This window comes from Duganella fentianensis, assembly GCF_964031615.1.
Lineage (GTDB): Bacteria > Pseudomonadota > Gammaproteobacteria > Burkholderiales > Burkholderiaceae_D > Rugamonas > Rugamonas fentianensis_A.
This window is the reverse complement of sequence record NZ_CAXIQN010000022.1, coordinates 179,141-204,588: the sequence shown is the minus strand read 5'-3', so window position 1 is coordinate 204,588 and position 25,448 is coordinate 179,141. Positions and strand designations below refer to the sequence as shown.

18 protein-coding genes are annotated in these 25,448 nt (G+C 60.8%); 15 read left to right on the top strand and 3 right to left on the bottom strand.

What is annotated here, in order from left to right:
* Nucleotides 1-5: 5 nt before the first annotated feature.
* On the bottom strand, nt 6-611 hold the full coding sequence (locus ABNT42_RS18030) for a hypothetical protein (protein WP_348699267.1): 606 nt from the start codon (nt 609-611) through the stop codon (nt 6-8).
* 82 nt (nt 612-693) lie between these two features.
* Nucleotides 694-1,770, bottom strand: a complete 1,077-nt coding sequence (locus ABNT42_RS18025; protein ID WP_348699265.1) for a porin — start codon at nt 1,768-1,770, stop codon at nt 694-696.
* 1,082 nt (nt 1,771-2,852) lie between these two features.
* Here ABNT42_RS18025 and ABNT42_RS18020 point away from each other — a divergent pair.
* From ABNT42_RS18020 to ABNT42_RS17970, 11 genes are all read left to right on the top strand, one after another.
* Nucleotides 2,853-3,737 carry a MerR family transcriptional regulator gene (locus ABNT42_RS18020; RefSeq protein ID WP_348699264.1) on the top strand — a complete coding sequence of 295 codons (885 nt, stop codon included), beginning with the start codon at nt 2,853-2,855 and terminating at the stop codon, nt 3,735-3,737.
* Between the two features lie 116 nt (nt 3,738-3,853).
* A complete protein-coding gene (gene ftsY, locus ABNT42_RS18015) occupies nt 3,854-4,891 on the top strand; it encodes a signal recognition particle-docking protein FtsY (protein WP_348699262.1) in 1,038 nt (345 codons plus the stop codon).
* Nucleotides 4,892-4,906: 15 nt separating this feature from the next.
* A complete protein-coding gene (gene ftsE / locus ABNT42_RS18010; RefSeq protein ID WP_348699260.1) occupies nt 4,907-5,563 on the top strand; it encodes a cell division ATP-binding protein FtsE in 657 nt (218 codons plus the stop codon).
* Nucleotides 5,560-6,480: a permease-like cell division protein FtsX gene (gene ftsX / locus ABNT42_RS18005; protein WP_348699258.1), complete on the top strand. Its 921-nt coding sequence runs from the start codon at nt 5,560-5,562 to the stop codon at nt 6,478-6,480. The genes ftsE and ftsX overlap by 4 nt, the downstream gene beginning before the upstream one ends.
* A gap of 280 nt (nt 6,481-6,760) precedes the next feature.
* Nucleotides 6,761-7,660, top strand: a complete 900-nt coding sequence (gene rpoH / locus ABNT42_RS18000; protein ID WP_348699257.1) for an RNA polymerase sigma factor RpoH — start codon at nt 6,761-6,763, stop codon at nt 7,658-7,660.
* A gap of 166 nt (nt 7,661-7,826) precedes the next feature.
* Nucleotides 7,827-8,321 (top strand): hypothetical protein, encoded by a 495-nt coding sequence (locus tag ABNT42_RS17995; protein WP_348699255.1) that lies wholly within the window; start codon nt 7,827-7,829, stop codon nt 8,319-8,321.
* A 15-nt stretch (nt 8,322-8,336) separates the two neighbouring features.
* Nucleotides 8,337-10,112: a gamma-glutamyltransferase gene (gene ggt / locus ABNT42_RS17990; protein WP_348699253.1), complete on the top strand. Its 1,776-nt coding sequence runs from the start codon at nt 8,337-8,339 to the stop codon at nt 10,110-10,112.
* A gap of 25 nt (nt 10,113-10,137) precedes the next feature.
* Nucleotides 10,138-12,150: an ATP-binding protein gene (locus ABNT42_RS17985; protein ID WP_348699251.1), complete on the top strand. Its 2,013-nt coding sequence runs from the start codon at nt 10,138-10,140 to the stop codon at nt 12,148-12,150.
* Nucleotides 12,151-12,243: 93 nt separating this feature from the next.
* Nucleotides 12,244-12,924, top strand: coding sequence for a signal peptidase I (gene lepB / locus ABNT42_RS17980; RefSeq protein ID WP_348699250.1), 681 nt, complete (start codon nt 12,244-12,246; stop codon nt 12,922-12,924).
* 102 nt (nt 12,925-13,026) lie between these two features.
* Complete coding sequence (locus tag ABNT42_RS17975) at nt 13,027-13,764, top strand: ABC transporter ATP-binding protein (protein ID WP_348699248.1); 738 nt, start codon at nt 13,027-13,029, stop codon at nt 13,762-13,764.
* Nucleotides 13,761-16,202 carry a type II CAAX endopeptidase family protein gene (locus tag ABNT42_RS17970; RefSeq protein ID WP_348699246.1) on the top strand — a complete coding sequence of 814 codons (2,442 nt, stop codon included), beginning with the start codon at nt 13,761-13,763 and terminating at the stop codon, nt 16,200-16,202. Before ABNT42_RS17975 ends, ABNT42_RS17970 begins: the two co-directional genes overlap by 4 nt.
* 62 nt (nt 16,203-16,264) lie before the next feature.
* Here the strand turns inward: ABNT42_RS17970 and garD are convergent, their stop codons facing one another.
* Nucleotides 16,265-17,827 (bottom strand): galactarate dehydratase, encoded by a 1,563-nt coding sequence (gene garD, locus ABNT42_RS17965; RefSeq protein WP_348699243.1) that lies wholly within the window; start codon nt 17,825-17,827, stop codon nt 16,265-16,267.
* A 311-nt stretch (nt 17,828-18,138) separates the two neighbouring features.
* Between garD and ABNT42_RS17960 the strand changes: the two genes are divergently transcribed.
* The 4 genes from ABNT42_RS17960 to ABNT42_RS17945 all read left to right on the top strand — a co-directional run bounded on the left by ABNT42_RS17960 (nt 18,139) and on the right by ABNT42_RS17945 (nt 25,388).
* Nucleotides 18,139-18,843: a FadR/GntR family transcriptional regulator gene (locus ABNT42_RS17960; protein WP_348699241.1), complete on the top strand. Its 705-nt coding sequence runs from the start codon at nt 18,139-18,141 to the stop codon at nt 18,841-18,843.
* Between the two features lie 237 nt (nt 18,844-19,080).
* Nucleotides 19,081-21,795 (top strand): TonB-dependent receptor, encoded by a 2,715-nt coding sequence (locus tag ABNT42_RS17955; protein WP_348699240.1) that lies wholly within the window; start codon nt 19,081-19,083, stop codon nt 21,793-21,795.
* 141 nt (nt 21,796-21,936) lie between these two features.
* Nucleotides 21,937-22,743, top strand: coding sequence for a rhamnogalacturonan acetylesterase (locus ABNT42_RS17950; RefSeq protein WP_348699238.1), 807 nt, complete (start codon nt 21,937-21,939; stop codon nt 22,741-22,743).
* Nucleotides 22,740-25,388: a pectinesterase family protein gene (locus ABNT42_RS17945; RefSeq protein WP_348699236.1), complete on the top strand. Its 2,649-nt coding sequence runs from the start codon at nt 22,740-22,742 to the stop codon at nt 25,386-25,388. The genes ABNT42_RS17950 and ABNT42_RS17945 overlap by 4 nt, the downstream gene beginning before the upstream one ends.
* Nucleotides 25,389-25,448: the final 60 nt, after the last annotated feature.

Sequence of the window (25,448 nt, the reverse complement as noted above, 5' to 3'; positions counted from 1 at the left end):
GCGGACTACAGGCTGGCCGTGGTCCGGCCAGCTTCCAGCTTGGGGAGTATGGCCGGCGCGGCGGGTTGCGCTGGCTGGTCCGGCTGAGGCCCTTCAGGCTCGGCCGGCGCAGGGTTTTTCAGCGGCGGGCAGACCCGGCACACACCTGCCTGCCGGCCGAAATCGCTCACGCGCAGCAGCTTCATGGGCACTTTCGGGTCGTTGCAGTAACTACCGTCGAGCACTAATGCTTTGCCATCCTCGCTCAGCGTGCCACGGATGGTGCGCTCCTCCTCATCCGGCGGCTGCACGGTGAAATAGAACTGCCGGCCACGGGGATCGATCACCACTTCATTCGCCACCACGGGCCAGCTCAGGCCACCGGCCGTATATTCGTACAGTACCGTATCGACTTCGGCAAAACGTTGCAGCGTAATGCGCTGGCCGCCAAATTCGCCATTCTCCGGACTGATGCACAGGTCGGAAAACACCAGCATGCCGTAGCGCGGCAGCACTTGCGCAGCCGGCTTGCGTGCCAGCTTGGGGGCCGCCAGTACGGCAAACGACGCGAGCAACAGAGCACTGGCAATGAGGGTGCGACGCGACAGCAGCATGGCAGGGGCTTTCGACAAAAATAAGGATCAGGCGTCGGGCGCAGAAATGAACAACGGCTGCACTAGGCAGCCGTTGATGATTCTACCTGATCAGATCAGATTAGAACGAGTGACGTACGCCCACGTTGAAGGCTTTGTCACCGGTACCGGATTCAGCGTTGTTACCAACGGTGTAGCTGGCGCCGTTTTTGTTGTGGATCTTAGCGTACGAAACGTAGGTGCTGGTGCGTTTCGACAGAGCGTAGGAGTAACCCACTGCCCACTGGTCAGCGTCACGGTTCGCGACTTCTTTGTCGTTCTTACGGGTGTACGAAGCCATCAGGGTGCCGGCTGGGCCCACTGGTGCGGTCAGACCGATCAGCGCAACGGTGCTGTCTTTCGAAGCGACTGGAGCCACGGTGTAGCCGAATGGGTTGCCGGTGTTACCCAGAGCCGAGCTGTTGGTGCCCTTGTCTTTGCTGAAAGCAGCGTAAGCTTTAACAACTGCGAAGTCGTAGTTAGCGGCGATCAGGGTGTTGTGGCCAACGTCGGTGCTCAGCTTCGATGCTGGCAGGTCGTTGTTACGTGCGTTGTAAGCAACACGTACGTTCAGTGGGCCGTTAGCGTAGCCAACGTAGCCGCCGATTTGACGCTGAGCCGATGCATCGCCAGCTTGTTCGCCAACGCTGTACGACACTTCGCCCACGAAGCCTTCAACCACTGGCGACTGGTAAACGATAGCGTTGCTGTTACGGGTGTTGTTGCCAGCCACGCCGAACAGGTTTTTAGCGGTACCAGCGTAGCCCATTGCGAATGGATCAGCTACGTCACGTACGGACTCGTAGTAAGGGGTGTACTGACGACCCAGGGTCAGGGTACCAGCGGTGGTCGATTTCAGACCAACGTAGGATTGACGGTTAGCGATCGAACCAGCAACGTCGGATTCGCCGGTGTCAGCTTTGATGCCCGATTCCAGCACGAAGACAGCGCTCAGACCACCGCCCAGATCTTCCGTACCTTTGAAGCCCAGACGGGAGGCTGCGCCTACGCCGCTGGAAACTTTAGTGGTGTTGGCTACGCCGCCGCGCTCGCTCACCAGACCGGCATCAACGATACCGTAGATGGTGACGTTCGACTGGGCAAAGGCTGCAGCGCTGGTGGCGCTCAGAACGGCCAGGGCGATAAGGGATTTTTTCATAACGTGTTTCCTTCAGTTGTGTTGCTGTAAATAGGTAAAGCTAGTATTACGGCATGTTCGGTGCTTATCGACGCCACTTGAAGCGCCGTGTATTTGTGAGGGCAAACTCCCCAGCTGCCACTTTGCGTCGCGGGGTACGTGACGCGTTCACTTAAATGCGGCCGATACGGTCGCCGCTGGCTTTATCGCGGCGCGCTTGCGCGCCGGAGGCGGCACTATACTGATGCTTTGCTTGTCTATCAAGAGTCACAAGGGCAAGATTGCCGTTTGTTACTCTTGGCAGAATTTCAAAACGCCAGCATTTTACCGCATCGCAATATTTCCTGCCGTTAGAGCCAACTAGCCCGGATATTCCGCCCGATTTCTACACTCCACACCAACCTCCCCTCGCGGCTCGGTCAGTCTGGTCGGACCAAGTGAAAATAGCTACATTTGCTATTAACCATGTCATTTTATACCGGAGCCTGCCAGCAACAGCCTCAACTAATTGGTAATAAGCTTACAACTCCGCAGAAAATTCGGTGATTTCGACGGAGAAATATCGCGCAACACCAACTATATTCATACAAAAACACTTTATCGCTCAATTAAATTCAGCCAAACGGGCAAGCTGTTGCGTCGCATCAGCAATTTGTAAGTAATTGCTACTTGTCACATTTTCACAACATTAATAGTTAAAAAGATTGCGCACATGTGGTTTTTGTGCAGATATAGGTCGATTTCATCAAAGAAGTAAGAACTAAAAACAACAGTTATCAGTCTGGCGACAAAATTTCCTGAGAAAAATATTTTGTCTATGACAAAATTTCCACAACAGGCAGAATCACATGATTCATTCTGACTGTCTCAAACATGTCGTGGACAAGGGGATTTCTGCGTGCGCGAACGGACAAGCGGCTAGCCGCGTGCCATACTTGCGTTCATAAATCGAATGTAGAATGCAGGTCGCGTTATCCGGCGTGACCCTGCGCGTTGTGCACCCGGACCCTGTGCCAACCCTTGCGGCCATCGAAAAAAGTGGCTGCTGTAGCCTGATGATTAATAAAGAAAAAACACCACTTGCACTGAGCACGATTAGTGACGTGGAACGCGACACCGGCGTTGCCAAGGAGACCTTGCGTGTGTGGGAGCGCCGCTATGCCTTCCCGCAGCCTTTGCGCGATCCTAACGGCGAGCGTATCTATCCGCAGGACCAGGTGCAGAAACTGCGACTGGTGAAGCGGCTGATCGACCTCGGCTACCGTCCCAGCAAGATCATCCAGCACAGTGTCGACGAACTCAAAGCGCTGACCGGTCAGGCCGCCGTGGTCAAGACCACTTGCGTCACCCCGCCCGAACTGCAGGGCTATATCGATCTGTGCAAGAGCCATCAGATGGAAGCGCTGCGCCGCAAGCTGTCGCAGGCGCTGCTGATGATGGGGCTGAAAAGCTTTGTGATCGATCTGGTCGCTCCGCTCACCTCGCTGGTGGGCGAAGCCTGGGCCAGCGGCATCCTCGCCACCTTCGAAGAGCATCTGTACACGGAATCGCTGACCGTGGTGATGCGCAGCGCCATCTTTGCCATGCCTCAGGCCAATGGCAACGGCCATGGGGCACCACGCATCATGCTGACCACGCTGCCGCAGGAACGCCACGGGCTGGGCCTGCTGATGGCCGAAGCCATGTGCGTAGCCGAAGGGGCACACTGCATTTCGCTGGGCGTACAGACCCCGCTGATCGACATCGTCGAAGCGGCACAGGCCCAGCGCGTCGACATCATTGCACTGTCGTTCTCGGTAGCCATGAATGCCCGGCAGGCGCTCGATGGTCTGGCCGAACTGCATAACCGTCTGGGCGGCCATGCCGAGCTATGGGCTGGCGGCAGCAATGTGGCCCTCAAGCGCCGCCGTCCACCGTATGTGCGGGTGTATGCCCTCAACGACATCCAGGCCGCCATTGCCGACTGGCGCCAGCGCCATCCCCGCTAGGCGATCTGCGCCGTGCCATCCCCCGCGCGGAATCGCTATGGCGCTCTGGTAGAATAGGCGTTTCCTAGTGGCTGGCTATGCCAGCCTCCACTTGAAGCGCCCGTAACCACCTACCCATGTTTAGTTTCTTCAAGAAAAAACCCGTCACGCCGCCTGAGGCGATCACTCCTGCTGCCGAGCTTGCTCCAGCGCCCGTTGCCCCCATTACTGATACCAGCCCTGCCGTCCCGCCGCAGGTGGAAGAGCCGGCACCGCGCCAGTCGTGGATGGCGCGCCTGAAAGCTGGCCTGTCCAAAACCTCCTCCAATCTGTCCATCCTGTTTGTCGGTGCCAAGATCGATGACGACCTGTATGACGAACTGGAAGCGGCGCTGCTGATGTCCGATGCCGGCGTGGAAGCCACCGAGTATCTGCTCAGCGCACTCAAACAGAAGGTCAAGCAGGACAAACTGCTCGATGCGGCGGCCGTCAAAGCCGCGCTGAAACAGTTGCTGATAGAACTGCTGCTGCCGCTGCAGCGTCCATTCGAACTGGGCCGCCATCAGCCCATGGTCATGATGATTGCCGGCGTCAATGGCGCCGGCAAAACCACCACCATCGGCAAACTGGCAAAGCACATGCAGACGCATAACCAGTCCGTGTTGCTGGCTGCAGGCGACACCTTCCGCGCCGCTGCGCGCGAACAGCTGATGGTGTGGGGCCAGCGCAATAACATCACGGTCATTTCGCAAGCGTCCGGCGACCCCGCCGCCGTGGCCTTCGATGCTGTGCAGTCGGGCAAAGCCCGTGGTCACGATGTCGTCATGGTCGATACGGCCGGCCGCCTGCCTACCCAGTTGCACCTGATGGAAGAACTGAAGAAAGTCCAGCGCGTGCTGGGCAAGGGCATGGATGGCGCGCCCCATGAAACCCTGCTGGTGATCGACGGCAATACCGGGCAGAATGCACTGGCGCAAGTGAAAGCCTTCGACGATGCGCTGCATCTGACGGGGCTGGTAATTACCAAGCTCGACGGCACGGCCAAAGGCGGCGTGCTGGCAGCGATTGCCCGCGTGCGTCCTGTGCCCGTCTACTTCATCGGCATAGGCGAGAAGATAGAGGATCTGCAGCCCTTCGTGGCAGCCGAATTTGTCGATGCTTTACTGGGTGAATGACCGGATAACCGTTCTATGATCGAATTCCGCAACGTTTCCAAGCAATACTCCACTGATACTTACGCTCTGCACGATGTCTCCTTCACGGTGGCCAAGGGCGAGCTGGTGTTTCTGGCCGGCCCTTCCGGCGCCGGCAAATCCACCCTGCTGAAAATGATCGCTGCCATCGAGCGCCCTAGCGCCGGTCAGGTACTGATCAACGGCACCGATATTTCGCGTATCCGGCCCGCGGCGATTCCCTCGCTGCGGCGCAATCTGGGCCTGATCTTCCAGCAGCAAAGGCTGCTGACCGACCGCAGCATACTGGCCAATGTGATGCTGCCCCTGCTGGTGGCCGGTGCCGCCCACAAGGAAGCAGAAACCCGCGCCCGTGCCGCACTGGAAAAAGTCGGCCTGGCTGATCGGGCCGATGCCCAGCCCCTGTCGCTATCGGGCGGCGAGCAGCAGCGCGTGTCGATCGCGCGTGCCATCGTCAACCGTCCCCAGCTGATTCTGGCCGACGAACCTACGGCCAATCTGGACCGCGCCAGCGCCAACCGCGTGCTCGATGCGCTAAAAGCCTTCAACTCGGTGGGCGTGACCTGCATTATCTCCAGCCACGACGAGCAGATGCTGGATGCGGCCGCCCGCGTGATCCACCTCAACCAAGGCCAACTGGAGGGCGCAGCATGACCAACTGGTTACGCCAACACCGCTATGCACTGGGCGCCGCACTGGTGCACCTGCGCCGTTCGCCGGGCGGTTTCCTGTTCAACATCCTCGTGGTGGCGATTGCACTGGCGCTGCCGTTTGCCGGTGTGACTCTGCTCGACAACGTGCGCCCCATGTCGGAACAGCTGTCGGTCGATCCTGAAGTGAGCGTATTCCTGCGTCAGGACACCCCGCGCGAACAGGCGCAGGCACTGGCTTCCTCGCTGCGTCAGGCGGTCAAGGACAAGCAGGCCAAAATCATCTTCACCCCGCGCGAAAAAGCGCTCGACCAGCTGCGCGATAAAAACGGGCTGGCCGATGTACTGACCACGCTGGGCGAAAACCCACTGCCCGATAGCTATGTGATCAAGATCGATGCCTTCCGCAATGCCCAGGCCGGTGGCGATGTCGACCAGCTGGCCGAACAGCTGCGCAGCCTGCCGGCCGTCGAATCGGTGCAGGTGGATTCAGCCTGGGTCAAGCGGCTGGCCGCGCTGATCAATGTACTGCGCATGGCGTTGCTGATCCTGGCCGCCACGCTGGGCACCGTGGTGGTGGCGGTAATCTTCAATACCATCCGCCTGCAGGTACTGACGCAGCGCGAAGAAATCCTCGTCTGCAAGCTGATCGGCGCTACCGATAACTTTATCCACCGCCCCTTCTTCTACACGGGCGCCCTGCTGGGCCTGTGCGCCGGTGGCGTGGCACTAGGCGCGGTGGCACTGGCACTGCACCCGCTGAATCAGGCCATTGCCGAATTTGCCAGACTATATGCTTCGGAATTCCAGCTGACCCCGCTGCCACCGCTGGCCATGGCCGGTCTGCTGGCCCTGTCGGCCGGCCTAGGCCTGCTGGGCGCGATGCTGTCGGTACAGCGCCATCTGGCGCGCATGAATTAAAGCCTCCCGCTAGCGTCCGTGCGGCTGCGCACGGACGCTACGCCGCCTCTAGCTCTACCCTTCCCTGTATTAAGTCCGGCCTAAGATCCGGCGCGCATTCTGTGGCTGTTGTCTGCTGAGGCCTATAGCTTTTTTGCTATCAATGCGATAAATTTGCAGTGATTGGCACTCAACGACAGAGAGTGCTAATATATCTCGACTGCAGAGCAAAATTAGTTCTCTACAGCAAATAAGTAAGACCAAAATATTGCTAAGACGCACTCACTACTAAGGAATGAATATGACTACGATGTCCGCACCGAACGCTCTGGTACCGGTCACCAATCGCGCCTTGGGACTGGGATTCACTGGGAATCTGGGCAATATCGATGCCTATATTTCGGCCGTCAACCGTCTGCCGATGCTCAGCCATGACGAGGAAACTTCGCTCGCCAAGCGTCTGAAAGAACACAACGATCTGGCCGCCGCACAGGAACTGGTGCTGTCGCACCTGCGTCTGGTGGTGTCGATCGCCCGTGGCTATCTGGGCTACGGCCTGCCACACGCCGACCTGATTCAGGAAGGCAACATCGGTCTGATGAAGGCCGTGAAACGCTTCGACCCCGATCAGGGCGTGCGTCTGGTGTCCTACGCCATGCACTGGATAAAGGCCGAGATGCATGAATACATCCTGAAGAACTGGCGTCTGGTCAAAGTGGCCACCACCAAAGCCCAGCGCAAGCTGTTCTTCAATCTGCGCAGCCACAAAACGGGGCTGGATGCGATGAGCCCGGCGCAGATCGATCAACTGGCGCAGACGCTGGACGTCAAGCGCGAGGAAGTGATCGAAATGGAAACCCGCCTGAGCGGCCGCGACATCGCGCTGGAATCGCCCAGCGATGACGAAGACGACAAATTTGCACCGATCGCCTACCTGTCCTCGGAAGCGAGCGAGCCGACCCGCGTGCTGGAAGCGGAACAGGTCACCCGTCTGCATTCGGAAGGGCTGGAGCAGGCACTGGCCAAGCTCGATGCCCGTTCGCGCCGCATCGTCGAAGCCCGCTGGCTGGCCAACGACGACGGCAGCGGCGCCACGCTGCATGCACTGGCTGACGAGTTCGGCGTCTCCGCCGAACGGATCCGCCAGATCGAAGTGGCGGCGCTGAAGAAAATGAAAGGTGCACTGGCCGAATACATGTAAGCCAGCCCCGCCCACCGAACAGCCGCCGGTTCCCCCGCGCGGCTGTTTTTTTTCGTGGCGAGCCACGCTGCAGTCTGGCGTGCGCTGCGGCCATGGTGTTTTTGCTAAGCTGATCACGTGGCCCGCTGCCAACACCACGTTCGATACGAAGTCCCGAGGTACTCCCATGAAATCCGGCCTACTGCGGCAACTGGTCATACTGCCTACGCTGATCGCCTGCATGGCCCTGCTGTATGCCTGCAATGGCGCGCTGGGGCGGGCCGCCGCCACCCCCACGCCTGTCACTCGCGACATAGTGCTCACGCAGGGCGCCAGCGTGGCGCTGACAGCCATCGCCAGCCCCAATCGCGCTAGCGACGCCAGCGATACCAGCAGCGCGCCACAACTGAAACTGGAGCGCGTCAACGATAGTCGCTGCCGTACAGGTGTGGTGTGCGTGTGGGCCGGCTATATCAGCTACAGCTTCGTCCTGACGGGGACGGACGGCAGCACCAGCCAGTTTGTGCTTTCTGACAACATGCCGAACGCCCGCCCCAGCATCACCGAGCAGGGCTGGACCATTACCCTCACGGGACTGGAGCCACAGACGGCCCCGGCAAAAGATGAAATCGCGCCAAATTATCGGGTAAGCTTGAGGGTGAGCAACGCACCTTCATCCTAACCCGAGTAAGCGCCCATGACCCAGCTCCGCCAGCCCACCCTGTCCTTCCTTGTTTCCACCACCTTCATCACCACGCTGACCATCAGCTTTAGTGCGCCCACGGCAGCCTGGGCCAAGACCCCGGTCGCGACGGGCACCGGCGGCGCCGTCGCCACCATCAGCGAACCGGCATCGCAAGCCGCCATTACCATCCTCAACAAGGGTGGCAATGCCATCGATGCGGCCGTGGCAGCCGCTGCCACGCTGGGCGTGACCGATCCGTTCAGCTGCGGCATCGGTGGCGGTGGCCTGATGGTGATCTATCTGGCCAAGGACAAGCGTGTGATCACCATCGACCACCGCGAAACGGCACCGGCCAGCTTCACGCCGACCGCATTCCAGCAGGATGGCAAGGAGCTCGATTACGATACCGCCATCGCCAGCGGCATGGCGGTCGGTGTACCAGGCACGGTACGGGGCTGGCACGAAGCGTTGCAGCGCTATGGCAGCATGTCGTTTGCACAGGTGCTGGCACCGGCCATCGGTGTGGCCAGCAAAGGCTTTACCGTGAATGCCAACTTCAGCCACCTGATCGACGAGAACCTCAACAAGTTCAAGCTGTTCCCTGCCACTGCCGCGCTGTACATGAAAGATGGCAAAGCGCTGCCGGCCGGCACGCTGCTGCGCAACCCCGATCTGGCGAAAGCCTACCGTGAACTGGCCAGCGGCGGCATCCGCACTTTCTATGAAGGCAAGCTGGGGCGCGCGGTCGTGGCCGCCGTCAACCAGCCACCGGTAGCGCCCGGCGTGCAGGTACGCGCCGGCAAAATGAGCATGGCCGATCTGGCCAATTACGAAGCGCGCATCCGCCAGCCCATCCACAGCACCTACCGCGGCTACGATATTTACGGCATGGCACTGCCCAGCAGCGGCGGCATCGCCATCGCCGAAGCGCTCAACATTCTAGAAGGCTATGATCTGAAAGCTTTGCCACGGGCCCAGGCCGAACACCTGTATCTGGAAGCGAGCCGGCTGGCCTTTGCCGACCGCAACGCCTATCTGGCCGATCCGGAATTCGTCGATGCCCCGGTGGCTGGCCTGCTCAGCAAGGAATATGCGGCGCGCCGGCGTGAACTGATCAATCCGCAGCAGGCCAGCCACCATGCCGATGCCGGTGATCCGTATCCGTTCCAGAACGATGTCAGCGTGCCCCAGCGGCCACGTAGCAACAAGCTGCTGGCGGAAGGCGCCCATACCACCCACCTGACGGTATCGGACAAGGAAGGCAATATCGTTTCCTACACCTATACCATCGAATCGTGGGGCGGCAGCGGCATCGTGGTGCCCGGCTACGGCTTCCTGCTGAATAACGAAATGACGGACTTCGATTTTTCCGGTCCTGCACCGAATGTGCCGGAAGCGGGCAAACGGCCCCGTTCCAGCATGTCGCCCACCATTGCCTTCCGCAATGGCAAACCGGCCTTCACCATCGGCAGCCCCGGTGGCGCCACCATCATCACCACGGTGCTGCAAACCATGGTCAACTACCTCGATCTGGGCATGAGCATGCCGGAGGCACTGAATGCCCCGCGCATCTCCGAACGTAACGGCATGGCCACCGATGTAGAGCCCGGTTTCGCCGGCACGGCGCAGGCGCAGGCACTGGAAAAACTGGGCCAGCGCTGGGGCCAGCCGGAAGAAATCGGCGCCGCCAATGCCCTCGTGTTCAATCCGGACGGCACCGTGACAGCCGTGAGCGAAGGCAAGCGCCACGGCGTCGGCAGCGCCATGGTGCAGCACAGCGCACACTAGCCCACCCGAGACCGGCGCGCTCAGCATGGACTTCGACCTCCACTACGCTGAAGCCTTTGCAACCTGCGCCGGCTTCGTGCAGGCGCTACTGGCTGTACTACTGTGGCGCCACCATCATCTGCAGCCACGCTGGGGCTTGCGCTGGGTGGCCATGGCGATGGCCTGTTCAGCCGGGATCAACCTCAGCGCGCACTATCTGATCACGCCCTTCCTGCCGCAAGGCACCTTCATCCGCGCACCGCAACCCGTCTCGCTGTTCCTGTTCTTCAGCGGCTTTGCCTGTCTGGCCGCGCTCGTAGTGGGCCTGCGCGCCTACACGGGACGGCAGCGCTTGCGTGGCCGCTATGAATTCCTGCTGCTTTGGCCGGTGCTGATGCTGGTGGTGCTGCTGACGATACGGCCATTCCCGCTGGCCGGCGATCTGAGTTCGGTCAGCGTATTTCTGTACTGCGCCTGGCTGGTAGCGCAGGCTGCACGCACCGAACGGCAGGCCAACCATCCACTGCTGTGCGCGGTGCTGTGTGTGCAGCCCATCACGCTGGCCCTGCTACTCGGCGCCGGCGTGCAGGTAGCACTGGCGCGCTACTTCGCTGCGCTGCCGTTCACACTGATCGGCGTGGCCCTGCTATCCATCACGCTAAACCGTCTGCGCGATTCGCTGGCACGCGAACTGGCCGCGCGCACGGCCGCCGACGCCGCGCTGCAGCAGCAACAACAGCAAATGCTGGCCACGCTGGAAGCGGAAGTCGAACGGCGTACCGCACAGCTGCAGGCCGCCCAGCAGGAACTGCGCGTCAGCGAGCAGCGTCTGCGCGCCGTGCTCGATACCACCGGCGACGGCATCTGGGACTGGGACATCCGTCAGGGCAGCATGTACAACAATGCCCGCTGGGCCGAAATGTTTGGCTATCCGGCACAGGAAGGTCAGCATCAGGTCAGCGTCTTCATCGAACACCTGCATCCGGACGAAAGAGCAGGCGTGCAGGCCGCGATCGAACATAGTCTGGCCAGCGGCGCGTCCTACTGCCATGAGCACCGCATGCGCAAATGCGATGGCAGCATCATCTGGGTGCATGACCGCGGCGATGTGACGGAGCGCGATGCCAGCGGCCAGCCACTGCGCATGATAGGCAGCGTGGCCGATATCACGGAACGCAAGCTGGCCAGTCTGGCGCTGGCACAGGCTAAAGCCGACGCTGATGCCAGCAACCGCGAACTGCAGCAGGCGCTCAACCATCTGAAACAGACGCAGGAACATCTGCTGCAGTCGGAAAAGCTGGCCGCACTGGGCGGGCTGGTGGCCGGTGTGGCGCACGAGCTGAATACGCCTATCGGCAATACCCTGACCACGGCCAGCACTATGCTCGATCACGTACGTGAAATGACCCGCGCCAGCGAAGGCGGCACGCTGCGCAAGACCCAGCTCAATGCATTCCTTGCCAACAGCCGCGAGGCTGCCGAACTGATACAGCGCAATGCCGACCGCGCCTCGCACCTGATCGCCAGCTTCAAACAGGTGGCCGTCGACCAGACCAGCATGCTGCGGCGCCGCTTCCGTCTGGCCACCGTGGTGCACGATGCGATTTCCATGGTAGCGCTCAACCACAAACGCCAGCCCATCGACATCGACATCGACGTGGCCGACAGCATCGAACTCGATAGCTTCCCCGGCCCGCTGGAACAGACCCTGGCCAATCTGCTGCAGAACGCCGCCATCTACGGCCTGCTGGGCCGCGAGCACCTGCGCATCAGCGTCCGCGCCCGCCCCGATCCGCAACAGCCGGACAGCCATGTGCTGCTGGAGTTTGCCGACGACGGTGCCGGTATGTCGGCCGAGACAGCGCAACGGGCCTTCGATCCCTTCTTCACCACGCGCTTCGGTCAGGGCGGCTCGGGACTGGGGCTGTACATCGTCTACAACCTCATACACGGTGCGCTCGGTGGCGACATTACGCTCGATACGGCGCCCGATGCCGGCACCCGCTTCACTCTCACCTTGCCGCTGTACGGCCCCGAGCCGCAAAACAGCAGCAACTAGGCTATACCTCTTTGCCGCGTGGCCACCACGCCACACTAAGCCATGTTTAAGACAGCGCTAACACAATGACAACTTCACTAATCGGGAGTCGTCATGAAAAACTGGATGCGCGCCAACAAAGGCTTTGTCATGTTTCTGCTGCTGTTCGGGATCTTCCGTACCGCCGTGGCGGACTGGAATCCGATCCCCTCCGCTTCCATGCACCCCAATCTGCTGGAAGGCGATGTAGTGTTCGTCAACCGTCTGGCCTACAACGTCAAACTGCCGCTGACCGACATCGTGCTGGGACACACGGGCGAACCGCAGCGCGGCGATATCGTCACCTTCTCTTCGCCCAAAGATGGCACCCGTTTGATCAAGCGCGTGATGGCGCTGCCGGGCGACCGCGTGGAAATGCGCAACGAACGTCTGATCATCAATGGCCAGCCGGCCGACTATGCCGATGCCGTACAGGCGGCCGAAACCATCAAAGGTCTGGGTCAGCTCAACGCACTGCAGGTAGCCGAAACGGTGGGCCGCAGCCGCCCGCACACCATCCAGATTCTGCCGCAGGTACAGGCCCAGCGCGATATGGCGGCACTGGTAGTGCCAGCCGGGCAGTACCTGATGCTGGGCGATAACCGCGACAACAGCGCCGACTCGCGCTACATCGGCATGGTGCCGCGCGCGTTGCTGATCGGCCGCGCCGAGCGGGTGCTGGCTTCGGCTGACATTCAGGGTAACTGGCTGCCGCGCACCGAGCGCTTCGGCATGAGCCTGTACGCCCAGCCGTAAAGGCAAAACCGGCCACTCGCCGCCGTCACGCGGCAATGTTATGATTGGTAGCATCTTTTTAACATTGCCGGATACGCTAGACGACACGGCGCGCGAGACTGCATGATTACTTTCGAAGCACTGGCCAAAAGTTACGGCGATTTTCACGCCGTTCATCCCATCGCGCTGGAAGTACGGCGCGGCGAAGTCTTCGGCTTCCTCGGCCCCAACGGCGCCGGCAAGACCACCACCATCCGCATGATGATGGGCATACTGGTACCCAGCAGCGGACGGGTACTGATCGATCACCTCGACTGCCACGCCGATGCCACCGAAGTCAAACGGCGGGTCGGCTATCTGCCCGATACGCCGGTGTTCTACGACTACCTGCGCGGGCGCGAAATTCTGCAGTTCGTCGCCGAGATGCATGGCTACAGCCGCGCCGAAGCACGCACCCGCAGCGCCCGTCTGCTGGAGGAATTCGGTCTGCAGGAAGCGGCCGAAGACTACGCCGTCAACTACTCGCTGGGCATGAAGAAGCGGCTGGGACTGGCCTGCGCGCTGATCCACGATCCGGCCGTACTGATCCTCGATGAACCCATCAACGGACTCGATCCGCGCGCCTCGCGCGATGTGCAGGAACGCCTGCTGGCCGCTGCGGCACGGGGCGTCACCATTTTTGTCTCCACCCATCTGCTCGACATGGCAGAGAAGCTGTGCGACCGCGTCGGCATCATCCACCATGGCCAGTTAGTCGCCACCGGCACGCTGGACGAAGTGCGCGCACAGGCCTCCGCCAGCGGCTCGCTGGAAGAAGTCTTCCTCAAGATCACCGACGCTGACAGCGCCCACGCCGCATGATGCCGCGCCTGCCCGCGTTGCACACGATCTGGCTGCTGACCAGAATGCGCTGCCTGCGTCAGCGCAATCTGCTACACAACGCGCTACTGCGCGGCTTCGGCCACAAAGGCGCACGCGATGGCAATGGCGGCAAGAACACCACTAGCTGGATACTCGCCGTGCTGGTGGCCGTGACCATGGCGATTTCGCTACTTAGCGTCTCCAGCAACATCGTGCTCAATCTGCAGTGCCACACGGTCAGTAGCAGCGACTGCCATCACAGCACTGCCAGCACGGGTGGCGCGGAGCACAACCACATCGCTGCCAGCGAACTGGAACGGGCTACCAGCTTTGCCCCAGCGCTGCAGCGCGCACTCGCCCTGGAACTGGGCGCCCTGTTCCTGGTCAGCATACTGCTCTCGCTGGGCAGCAAGGAACTGGCCCAACCGGACTGGGATCTGGAATGGCTGGTGACCTTGCCTGCCAGCCGTTCCAGCCTACTGTGGGGGCGCATCGTTGAACGCAGCGTAGGCAACTTACTGGGTATCTTCATGCTCGCTGCTGCCTACGGCATGATCGCATGGTATGGCGGTCATGGCTGGTACAGCGTGCCACTAGCCTTGCTAGCCACGCTGGCCTTGCTGCCGCTGGCCGCCATCGTGCAGACGCTGGCCGACACGGGATTGCGCATGGCCTTGCCCGCTTCGCAGCTACGCAATCTGCAGGCACTGATTTCGCTGCTGGGTCTACCGCTGATGTATCTGGTGATCGCCACCAGCATGCCGCATCCCAGCAACTTCATCATCGACTGGGTGCGCGCCAGCCCTGCGTGGCTGCTATGGACCCCACCGGGTCTGCTGCTGCAGGCCACGCAGGCCGGCAGCAGCGGCGCGCTGATCGCCAGCCTGTGTCTGTTCGCATTGCAGAGTATCGCGCTACTGTGGGGCGGTGTGATCCTGCTGGCCTATCAGTTGCGCCACGGCGTGGTGCGCTCCGGTGCGCGTGAAAGTAGCCGGCGGATTGCCCACGCTAGCGCGAGCGCTAGCGCTAGCCATGCAGCGGAGCCTGCGGCAGCGTCACAGCGGCCAGACACCCAGACCGTCGCAGCGACCGGCAGCTCTGCCGCCCACTGGCTAGAGTACCTGCTATCGCCGATACAGCGGCGCGAACTGCGCCTGCTGAGCCGCGACCGCAACTTCCTCGTGCAGACGCTGGTGCTGCCGCTCGTGATCGTATTCAGCCAGCTGATCTTCAACGGCCAGCTCGAAAGTCTGGCCGAGCTGGGGCAGCACCACACCGCCACGGCCGCCATCGCGTTCAGCATCGGCGCATACGTGTTGATGCTGTCGGCCTTCCAGACCCTGAATAACGAAGGTCAGGTACTGTGGTTGCTATACACCGTACCGCAGTCGCTCAACCACATCCTCAAGCAGAAAGCCCGCCTGTGGGCCGTACTGGGCCTGCTGTATCCGCTGGCCGTATGCGCTATCAGTGCCTACTACACCAGCGAATTCGCATGGAGCATGCTGGCACTCATGCTCACCGTACTGGCCGGCATTCCCATCTATTCGATACTGGCGGTGGCACTGGGCGTATTTGCCTGCAACCCGCACGCAGTCGACAACCGTAACCGCGTGCGGCCAAGCTTCGTCTATCTGTACATGCTGCTGTCCAGCTTCTATGTCTGGTCGATCACGGCCAGCTTCTGGTGGCAGAAGCTGATCGTCGCCGTCCTGATCACTTCCATGGCGCTGGCACTGTGGCAGAAAGCGCGCGATGCCATGCCCTATCTGCTCGATCCTGCCGCTGCTCCGCCAGCACGGGTGGCACTGGCCGATGGCTTGATCGGCGCCACTGCCTTCTTCATCCTGCAGGGCATCGCTACCTTCATCCTCGCCCAAGATCCCGCTGACATCGATATGCGTGTCACCACGCTGGCTTTTGTCAGCGCCGGCCTACTGGTGTTTGCTGTGATGCGGCTGTATTACTGGCGCGCCCGCACACAAGGCGTGCCCACCATCCTGCGCGGCATCCGCTGGGCAGCGACGTTCAAGGCCGTGCTACCCGCCACCCTGCTGGCCATTGCGGCCGGCCTGCTCAGCATCTACGTGATACGTCACACGGCATACGCGCCCATGCTCGGGTTGAAAATCGATGGCAGCGCCACCCTGAAATACTGGCTGCTAGGCTTAGCGGTCGTCGCTGCGCCACTGTGCGAAGAATTCATCTTCCGTGGCCTGATCTTCGGCGGTCTGCGCCGCACGCTGACGCCGCTGCTATCGGCACTGGTCAGCGCAGCCGTCTTTGCCGCCGTGCACCCGCCCTTGTCCATGCTGCCTGTCTTTGTACTAGGCCTGTGCACAGCGTGGGCTTACCAGCGCAGCCATACCTTGCTGGCCCCCATGCTGGTGCATGCGCTATACAACGCAGTCGTCATCACAGTCCAGCTAGCGGGCTAGATGAAAAAAACGCCGCTGTGCGTGAGCGCAGCGGCGTTCCAGTAAAACCAGTGCAAGGGGAGTCAAGTCACGGGAGCTGGATTAAACAGTACAAGGGAGTTATGCAGTTTCCACTTCTCGGCCCACGTCTCGCGGCCGCTGGCGACTTCTAGCAGCAGGTGGAACAGTTCCCAGCCCACGTCGGCAATGCTGGCTTCACCGCTGGCGATACGGCCAGCATTAATGTCCATCAGATCATGCCAGCGCGCCGCCAGGTCGTTACGCGTCGCCACTTTAATCACCGGCACTTCGGCCAGACCATAAGGCGTGCCGCGGCCCGTGGTGAACACATGCAGATTCATGCCGGCCGCCAGTTGCAGCGTGCCGCAGATAAAATCGCTGGCCGGCGTAGCCGCGTAGATCAGCCCCTTCTGGCGCAGTTTTTCACCGGGCGACAGCACACCCGAAATCGGACTGCTGCCGGATTTGACGATAGAGCCCATGGCCTTTTCCACGATGTTGGACAGGCCGCCCTTCTTGTTGCCCGGCGTAGTGTTGGCGCTGCGGTCTACCCCGCCCCGCTTCAGATAATTGTCGTACCACTCCATTTCGCGGATCATGGCCTGCGCCACTTCCGGCGTGGCCGCGCGCGCCGTCAGCTGATCGATACCGTCGCGTACCTCCGTCACCTCCGAGAACATCACCGTGGCACCGGCGCGCACCAGCAGATCCGTCGCAAAACCTACTGCCGGATTCGCCGTCACACCGGAGAAGGCATCGCTGCCGCCGCACTGCACGCCCACCACCAGCTCGGAAGCCGGCACCGTCTCGCGCCGCCGTGCATTCAGCGCAGCCAGATTGGTTTCGGCCTGCTGCATGATCGACTCGATCATCGACATAAAGCCCACATGCTGGGCGTCCTGCAGACAGACCAGCGCCGGATCGGCACCGCCGCCATTCTGGATGGGGATGGCGCCTTTCGGGAACAGACGCGTAGGCTGCAGCTTTTCGCAACCGAGGCTGACCACCATGGCCTGCCCGCCGAAGTTGGGATTGAGGGTGATGTTGCGCAGCGTCTGGATAGGCACCATGGCACCGGGCGCATCGATCGCCACGCCACAACCATAAGTATGTTCGAGCCCCACTACATCATCCACGTTGGGATACTTGGGCAGCAATTCATTTTTGATACGCTGTACGGCAAAGTCCACCACGCCGGACACGCATTGCACGGTAGTGGTTATCGCCAGAATATTGCGCGTGCCAACACTACCATCAGGATTGCGGTAGCCCTCGAAGGTATAGCCTTCCAGCGGCGCTGCCGGCGCCGCCAGATTGGTCGATACGGGCAGGTTGACCAGTTCGCGCGCATCCGGCATCTCCACCTGTGCTTCCGCTACCCAGCTACCGGCTGGCAGATCGCAGGCCGCATAGCCGATGGTGACGTTGTAGCGCCGTACCGCTTCGCCCTTGGCCAGCGCACGCAGCGCGACCTTGTGCCCTTGCGGCACGGCCTCGCGCAGCGTCAGGCCGTTCTCGAACACGGTGCCGGCCGGCAGGCCGCCATCGTTGACGACGATCGCAACGTTATCGTTTTCATGCATGAGGATGTAGCGCGGTGTGGCGGCGCTGGCGGGTGTGCTCATCTGGCGTCCTTTGCTGTGTTCGGCGTCTCGAATATCGTTGTTTTTTTCTGTTGCAGGTGTTGTAAAAAGTGGTCAGGCCACTTCCGGCGGCATCTTCCGCCTGCGCTTTGTGGTCTACGCGCCACAGTGTAAAATCGCTTATTTTTCAAAGCTTTACCCCTGTAAATAGGGATAATCCAGCGTTACAACACGATTCGAGTATGACAGCTAAAAATTATTTTGGCTAGTCCACATTGCTTCTTTGGTCTGACCACCTTAGAATTCGTCTAACCACTAAGCACTTAGATGCTTACCAAGAACATAACGAGACCATGCAGAAAAAACTGTCCTCCGTTGCCGATAGCTCCACCCACGAACCGCGTCTGTATCGCGTGGTGGCTAACCGCATACAGGAACTGATCCGTGAAGAACATATCGCCGGCGGCGAGCGCCTGCCATCCGAACGCGACCTGTCTACCAAGCTCAATGTCAGCCGTGCCTCGCTGCGCGAAGCACTGATTGCGCTGGAACTCAGTGGCGTGATCGAAGTACGTGGCGGCTCTGGCGTGTATGTGTGCGAGGAAGCACAACCGAGTGCAGCCGAACTGGCCGAAGCCGGTCCGGGCCCATTCGAAGTGCTGTCGGCACGCCGCCTGATCGAATCGGAAATCGCTGCCATTGCAGCGCGCGTGGCCACCGATAGCGCCATCGACGACATTCTGCACGCCGTCGAAGAGATGGAAAAGAACCACGACAACTACGCCAGCAATGAGCAGGCCGACCGCAACTTCCACCTGTCGATCGCGCGTGCCACCGGCAATAGCGCGCTGGTAGGTTCGCTCAACTATCTGTGGGACCAGCGTGGCCGCCTGTGGCACAAACTGAAAGAACACTTCCAGACCGAGGAACTGCGGCAGGAAACCCTGAAAGATCACCGCCGCATTCTGGAGGCGATTGCCGCCCACGATCCGGCTGCAGCACGCAAAGCCATGCGCTCCCACCTCGAGCGTGTGACCCGTACCTTCTCGCGCGGCTAACCGCCGGCGCGTTGCAGTAGCAGTAGCAGTAGCATTAAGAATCAAGCAGTAACGCAGGGCCAGCCTAGCTGCTGGTCCGCGCATAACAAAGTAATCAAGTTATCGACCGGCTTGCGACCTCGGCGCGCGTTCCACGCAGCGACCCTCGTCTCAACGGCACGGAGTACGCGAGGTGCTCCACACACGCTAGCGCTTTTCAGCGCGCGTATAACTTTATTCAAAACCAAGGAGACTCGTATGAAACAGCCCGCACAGCAACGCTCTGCACAACCTCGCTTGCTGCTGTCGGCCATCACGGTGGCCGTACTGACCCTGGCCAATCAGGCCGCTGCACAACAGACTGGCGAAGGCGCCATCACCCGCGTGGAAGTCACCGGTTCCAGCATCAAGCGTCTGGCCACGGAAGCTTCGCTGCCGGTCAGCACCGTCAAGGCCGAAGACTTCATCAAGCAGGGTATGACCACACTGGCCGATGTGATGATGACGCTGCCGCAATCGGCTTCGCTGGCACCATCCAACGCCGGCTCCGGCACCAACATCAATCTGCGCGGCCTCGGTGTGAACCGCACGCTGGTGCTGCTGAATGGCCGCCGTCTGGCCAACGAAGCGATCGCCGACGGTTACGCCAATCTGGACGTGATTCCGATGAGCGCTATCGCCCGTGTGGAAATTCTGCGTGACGGTGCATCCTCGATCTACGGCTCGGACGCCATCGGCGGCGTGGTCAACTTCATCACCAAGACCTCGTTCGAAGGTCTGTCGCTGACGGGTCAGGCAGTTCAGCCAGAACGCAACGGCGGCGGCGACGAACAGCGTGCCAGCATCACCTGGGGTAAAGGTAATCTGGAACGCGACGGCTGGAGCTTCTACGGCACCATCGATGCCCACCAGCGCACCCGTCTGGCCTCGTCCGATCGCGCCGACCTGAGCTCGGCCGAACTGCTGACCAGCATCGGCCGCGCCCCGACGCTGGGCACGGGCGGCAATGCTACCCCGGCCAACTTCACCACCGCCACCAACAAAACCGCACAGAACCCGTATGGCAGCACCGGCTGTCTGGCTCCTTACTCGATCAGCGGCCAGAAAGGCACCTGTATCCTCAACGCCAACGAATATGGCACCTCGCTGTATGCTAACCAGCAGGTGACTTTCTACGCTCGCGCTGCCAAGAAATTGAGTGAAGATCACGTCATCACTCTGGACTACTCGCGCGGCGAAGAATTCATCCTCGGCACCAAGAACCCGACCAACGCACTGGCTGTCAACGGTGTCGCAGCAACCCTGCCATCGACCAGCAAATGGTATCCGGGTAAAGCGGGCGGCGTGCCTGCCGTGGCTGGTCTGAACAACGCACCGCTGACGGTCACCTGGGCGGTAGCCGATCTGGGTCTGGCGACCACCAAAGACGTGCAGCTGAACCAGCGCTTCGCCATCAGCGACGAAGGCAAAGTCGGCGAGTGGGACTACAAGGCCGGCCTGGTCATCGGTATTTCCAACCGCGATAACTACTACCACTCGGGCTACGTCAAAGGTCAGGGTCTGCTCGATGGCCTGAAAGGCGGCCAGCTCAATCCGTTCGGACTGCAGGACGCCGACGGCAAAGCCTATCTGGAATCGATCAAGGTCGACGGCCAGAAGAACCGTACTTCGAAATCCACCTTTACCGGCATCGACGTCACGGCTAGCCGCTCGCTGATGGATCTGGAAGGCGGCGCACTGGCACTGGCACTGGGTGCCGATCTGCACCGCGACACCACGGAAGACACCAAGCTGCCGCTGTCGGGCGAAGTCACCTACGCCAACAGCTCGCCCTCGCACGGCGAAGGCCAGCGCAACGTGGCCGCACTGTTCGCCGAGCTGAATATCCCGCTGACCAAAAAACTGGAACTGAATGCCGCCGTACGTGACGACCATTTCAGCGACTTCGGTAACACCATCAATCCGAAAATCAGCTTCCGCTACGAGCCTTCGAAACAGCTGATGTTCCGCGGCTCGGCCAACACCGGCTTCCGTGCACCGACCCTGTTCGACCGTTACGGCTACCGTCTGCCCGGCGCTACCGGCCTGACCGCTGCCAAGTGGGATGATCCGGTGCTCTGCCCAGGCGGCACGCCAGGCGTCGCTGGCACCGGCAAAGCGCTGCCGGGCTATGTGGCTTCCACCGTCTGCAACACCACCCTGCCTAAGCAGACCGGCTCCAATTCGGAACTAGTACCGGAAAAATCCAAAGGCTTCACGCTGGGGACCGTGTTCGAGCCAACTTCCAGCTCGTCGATCTCGCTGGACTACTGGAACATCAAGATGACCGACATGCTGGCCAATCTGCCAGAACAGGTCTACTTCCTCGATCCAGTGAAGTACGCGGCCTACTTCGTGCGTAACGCCGACGGCACCATCAACTTCATCAAGAACACCACCATGAATCTGGGTGGCCAGAAAGCTGCCGGTATCGACGTGTCGGCTGCCTATATGTTCCCGAAAACCTCGTTCGGCACCTTCAAGGTTTCGCTCGATGGCACCTATCTGACCCAGTTCGACAACCAGCTGGATAAAGGCAGCCCTTATGTTTCCAACGTCGGTCAGTTCGGTCTGGCCAGCAACGGCACCACTTCCAGCTTCCCTATCATTACCTATCGCTGGAAGCACACGCTGAAACTGAACTGGGCTGCCGGCAACTGGAACAGCCAGCTGACCCAGAACTACAACTCCAAATACACCGACCAGAATCTGGTGGCGCAGCAATACTGGCGCAACATCAATTCCTACAAGGTGTGGAACCTGACCACCACCTACAGCGGCTTCAAGAACATCTCGGTTACCGCCGGTATCACCAACCTGTTCAACGTGAATCCGCCAGTCACCAACAGCAGCCTGTATAGCTTTGGTTACCTGAGTAGCGCTGCCAGCCCGATCGGCCGCGCCTACAATGTACGTGCCACCTACACGTTCTAACAGAGTCTAGATGTTAAATCCCGTGACGAGGCCTGCCTCGTCACGGCTTACCCAGCCTAGACCTGATCCGTCAAACTCTCCGCCTGAGTTTAAGCGCCGGTCTGTTCTAGGCCGGCGCTTTTTTTATCTGCCTGACCATCCATGAAACTACTCCGATTCTGCCGCACCAGCGCACTGGCCAGCACCCTGATGCTCTGCCTAGCCACCGGCCACGCTGCCGAGGTTCCCGCCAAACCTATCCGCATAGTGCTGGTGGGCGATTCCACCATGGCCAATAGCAGTGGCTATGGCGATGCCTTCTGCGCCCGCGTGAATCGCGCCCACACCTGTCTGAATCTGGCCAAAGGGGGCCGTAGTTCCGGCAGCTTCCGCGCCGAAGGCCGCTGGGATGAAGTCGAAGGGCTGCTGCGCGGCAGCGCCGCCTACCGCAGCACCTATGTGCTGATACAGTTCGGCCACAACGACCAGCCGGGCAAGCCGGGCCGCTCGACCGATCTGAAAACCGAATTCCCCGTCAATATGGCGCGCTATGTGCGCGAAGTACGCGCACTGGGCGGTATCCCCGTGCTGCTGACGCCGCTGACGCGCCGCACCTTCAAGGACAAGGTTCTGGAAAATAATCTGCAGCCATGGGCAGAAGTGATACGCGCTACCGCTGCCGAGCAGCAGGTCGCCCTGCTTGACCTGAACGCCGAAAGCTATGCCGCCGTACAGGCCATGGGGCAGGATGAAGCCGATACGCTGGCCGTGGTACCACGGCCGGAAAACTTCAACGATGCCGCCAATGGCAGCACCAAAGTGGAAGTGGCGGGCGCCGCCAAATCCGCCTTTGACCGCACCCATGTGGGCAGCAAAGGCGCAGCCTATTTCTCGCGCATGGTGATGGATGAAATGAAGCGTGCGCTGCCCGAAACTGCCGGCTACTTCAAACCGGAGAGCGAGCAATGAAGCGCGCCCTGCCAGATCTGGCTCAGATGGCAGGCCTGCTCTACGCCAGTGCACTAGCAATAACAGCGCAGGCGCAGGACAGCCGCAAAGTGCAGGAACCGATTGCGCCGCCCACCTGCAGCACGCTAGTAGCAACAGCAGCCGCGTCCACTTCAGCCAGCGACGATACCGCGCGCCTGCAGCAGGCCATCGACCATTGTGCGGCCGGTCAGGCAGTGCGCCTGAGTGCCGCCGCCGGCCAGAGCGGGTTCGTCGCCGGCCCGCTCACCCTGCGCAGCGGCGTTAGCTTGCTGATCGATCAGGGCGTGACACTGTACGCCAGCCGCAACCCCAAACTGTATGACCGTGGCGCTAGAACCTGCGGCACCATCACCGATGCCAGCAAAGGCTGCAAGCCCTTCATCAGTGCCCAGAATACCGACGGCAGCGGCATCTACGGCGATGGCATCATCGACGGTCAGGGTGGCCGTGTGGTGGAGGGCTTGAGCGTATCGTGGTGGCAGCTGGCACGCCGCGCCCAGAAAGAAGACGCGCATCAGAACGTGCCGCGCCTGATCGAAGTAACAGGCTCGCGCAATTTCACGCTGCACCGTATCGCCCTGCGCAATTCACCTAACTTCCATGTCACGCTGAACGGTGTAGACGGTTTTACCGCATGGAGCGTGCGCATCGATACGCCCGCCACGGCGCGCAACACGGATGGCATCGATCCTATCTCCTCGCGCAACATCACGATTGCCCACAGTTTTATCCGCACGGGCGACGACAACATCGCCATCAAGGCCAATAGCAGCGGTCCATCGGAAAATATCTCGATCCTGCACAACCATTTTTACAGCGGCCACGGCATGTCCATCGGCAGCGAGACCAATGGCGGTGTGCGCCGCGTGCTGGTGCAGGACCTCACGCTGGACGGCACCACTTCCGGCCTGCGCATCAAGAGCGATATCTCGCGCGGCGGCATAGTCGAACAGGTGCAGTACCGCGATGTCTGCCAGCGCACGGTCAAAACGCCAATCGATATCAGCACGCGCTACAATCCGCGCGCCAGCGGCAAGCTGATACCGCTCTACCGCGACATTACGCTGGAAAATGTGCATAGCGTGACGCCCGGCCGCGTCGTGATTGCCGGCTACGATGCAGCCCATCCGCTGCAGGTGAAGCTCGATCAGGTTTCCATAGCAGCGGGCAGCGCTAGCACCATAGAATTTGCCAGCGTTAGCGGCACGGTAGATGGCGCCGACGCTGCCGCGCGCAGCAACTGCGAACAGCGTCTGCAGCCCTACCCCGAGATGGTAGCGCGCGCCAGCCGTCCCCAGTTAAGTCTGGAACAGGCCAAGCAGTACAGCTACAGCGAAGTGCTGAAGTACGTCGGCCTGGCAGGCAAGGAGCGCATCGATCCATGGGATCCCTTGAATGATCCACTGGCACGTGGCGCCAGCTTTACGCCGGACTACATCGTCGATCAGAACGGTTCTGCCGACGGCGTCAGACAATTCCGCACCGTGCAGCAGGCCGTTAACCGCGCCATCAGCGACAGCAAGCGCGACCCTGCGCGCCGGCGCTACCTGCTGATCAAGCCGGGTGTCTACCATGAACTGGTCTACGTGCCGGCAGTCACTGCACCGCTGACGATGTATGGTGAAGGCAAAGACGCCAGTGCGACACGCATCACGGCCAAGCTTGACGCCTCGAATTCCGGCGCGGAATATAGCGCCCGCCATGGTGCCCAGTTCAGCGACGCAGCGCCTGAAGTACAGGCCATGTTTGCCAACATCAAAGACCGCCCCCAGATCGGCACCATGGCCACTGCCACGGTGTGGGTGCAGAATAACGGGTTTCAGGCACGTAACCTGACCTTCGAAAACGGCTACAACAAGGATATCGGCAACGCCCGTGCGGAAGAACTCCCTAACGTCAACAATGTGCACCATCAGGCGCTAGCGCTACAGGTCGACGGTGCCGACCAAGCACAGTTCGAGAATATCCGCCTGCTGGGCTTTCAGGACACCCTGTATCTGAAGTCGCCCCAGATCGGCAGCACCAGCCGCAGCTTCTTCAACAAGTCGTATATCGAAGGCGATGTGGACTTCATCTTCGGTGACAGCACAGCCTATTTCTACCAGAGCGAAATCCGCACGCTGGGCGATCGTGGCACCTCTTACGTCGCCGCGCCGGATACCCACCTCAACACCCGCTACGGCTTCGTGTTCGACCAGTGCCACTTCACGCACGACAATTCAGCCAACGCCCGCGCCGGCAAATTCTCCTTGCTGCGCCAGTGGTTCCATAGCGCGCGCTGCAGCCCGTACGCACCGGTAGCGGTGGATGGCTATGTCTGCAGCTACGGTGCCAGCAACGGCTATCAGGCACCGAAGGGTACGGTAGCGCGCACTTCGCTGGAAGCGGTCGGCAAAATGGTGGTACTCAACTCGCGCATCGGCAGCCATATCAACCGGCTCGCGCCGTGGTCGGACTGGAACAAAAAGGGGGGACTGTCCTACCGGCCAGCCCAGTACAACTCGGACGACCACTGGAACTACCTGCAGCAGGCGGGCATCGATCCGGTGCGTGATCTGGGCTACTCGTCACGCCCCGCGCCGGCCATGATCTTCCTCGGTGAATTCAATAATTCGGATGAATAGAAAACACCGCCTGAGCCGCAGCATCACGCTGTCCGTCTGAAGCTAGCGTATACTTGGCCC

Coding starts and splice junctions, on each gene's coding strand:
- ABNT42_RS18025 (WP_348699265.1), bottom strand. CDS start 1,770: ATGAAAAAATCCCTTATCGCCCTGGCCGTTCTGAGCGCCACCAGCGCT.
- ftsY (WP_348699262.1), top strand. CDS start 3,854: ATGTTTAGTTTCTTCAAGAAAAAACCCGTCACGCCGCCTGAGGCGATC.
- ftsE (WP_348699260.1), top strand. CDS start 4,907: ATGATCGAATTCCGCAACGTTTCCAAGCAATACTCCACTGATACTTAC.
- ftsX (WP_348699258.1), top strand. CDS start 5,560: ATGACCAACTGGTTACGCCAACACCGCTATGCACTGGGCGCCGCACTG.
- rpoH (WP_348699257.1), top strand. CDS start 6,761: ATGACTACGATGTCCGCACCGAACGCTCTGGTACCGGTCACCAATCGC.
- ABNT42_RS17995 (WP_348699255.1), top strand. CDS start 7,827: ATGAAATCCGGCCTACTGCGGCAACTGGTCATACTGCCTACGCTGATC.
- ggt (WP_348699253.1), top strand. CDS start 8,337: ATGACCCAGCTCCGCCAGCCCACCCTGTCCTTCCTTGTTTCCACCACC.
- ABNT42_RS17985 (WP_348699251.1), top strand. CDS start 10,138: ATGGACTTCGACCTCCACTACGCTGAAGCCTTTGCAACCTGCGCCGGC.
- lepB (WP_348699250.1), top strand. CDS start 12,244: ATGAAAAACTGGATGCGCGCCAACAAAGGCTTTGTCATGTTTCTGCTG.
- ABNT42_RS17975 (WP_348699248.1), top strand. CDS start 13,027: ATGATTACTTTCGAAGCACTGGCCAAAAGTTACGGCGATTTTCACGCC.
- ABNT42_RS17970 (WP_348699246.1), top strand. CDS start 13,761: ATGATGCCGCGCCTGCCCGCGTTGCACACGATCTGGCTGCTGACCAGA.
- garD (WP_348699243.1), bottom strand. CDS start 17,827: ATGAGCACACCCGCCAGCGCCGCCACACCGCGCTACATCCTCATGCAT.
- ABNT42_RS17960 (WP_348699241.1), top strand. CDS start 18,139: ATGCAGAAAAAACTGTCCTCCGTTGCCGATAGCTCCACCCACGAACCG.
- ABNT42_RS17955 (WP_348699240.1), top strand. CDS start 19,081: ATGAAACAGCCCGCACAGCAACGCTCTGCACAACCTCGCTTGCTGCTG.
- ABNT42_RS17950 (WP_348699238.1), top strand. CDS start 21,937: ATGAAACTACTCCGATTCTGCCGCACCAGCGCACTGGCCAGCACCCTG.
- ABNT42_RS17945 (WP_348699236.1), top strand. CDS start 22,740: ATGAAGCGCGCCCTGCCAGATCTGGCTCAGATGGCAGGCCTGCTCTAC.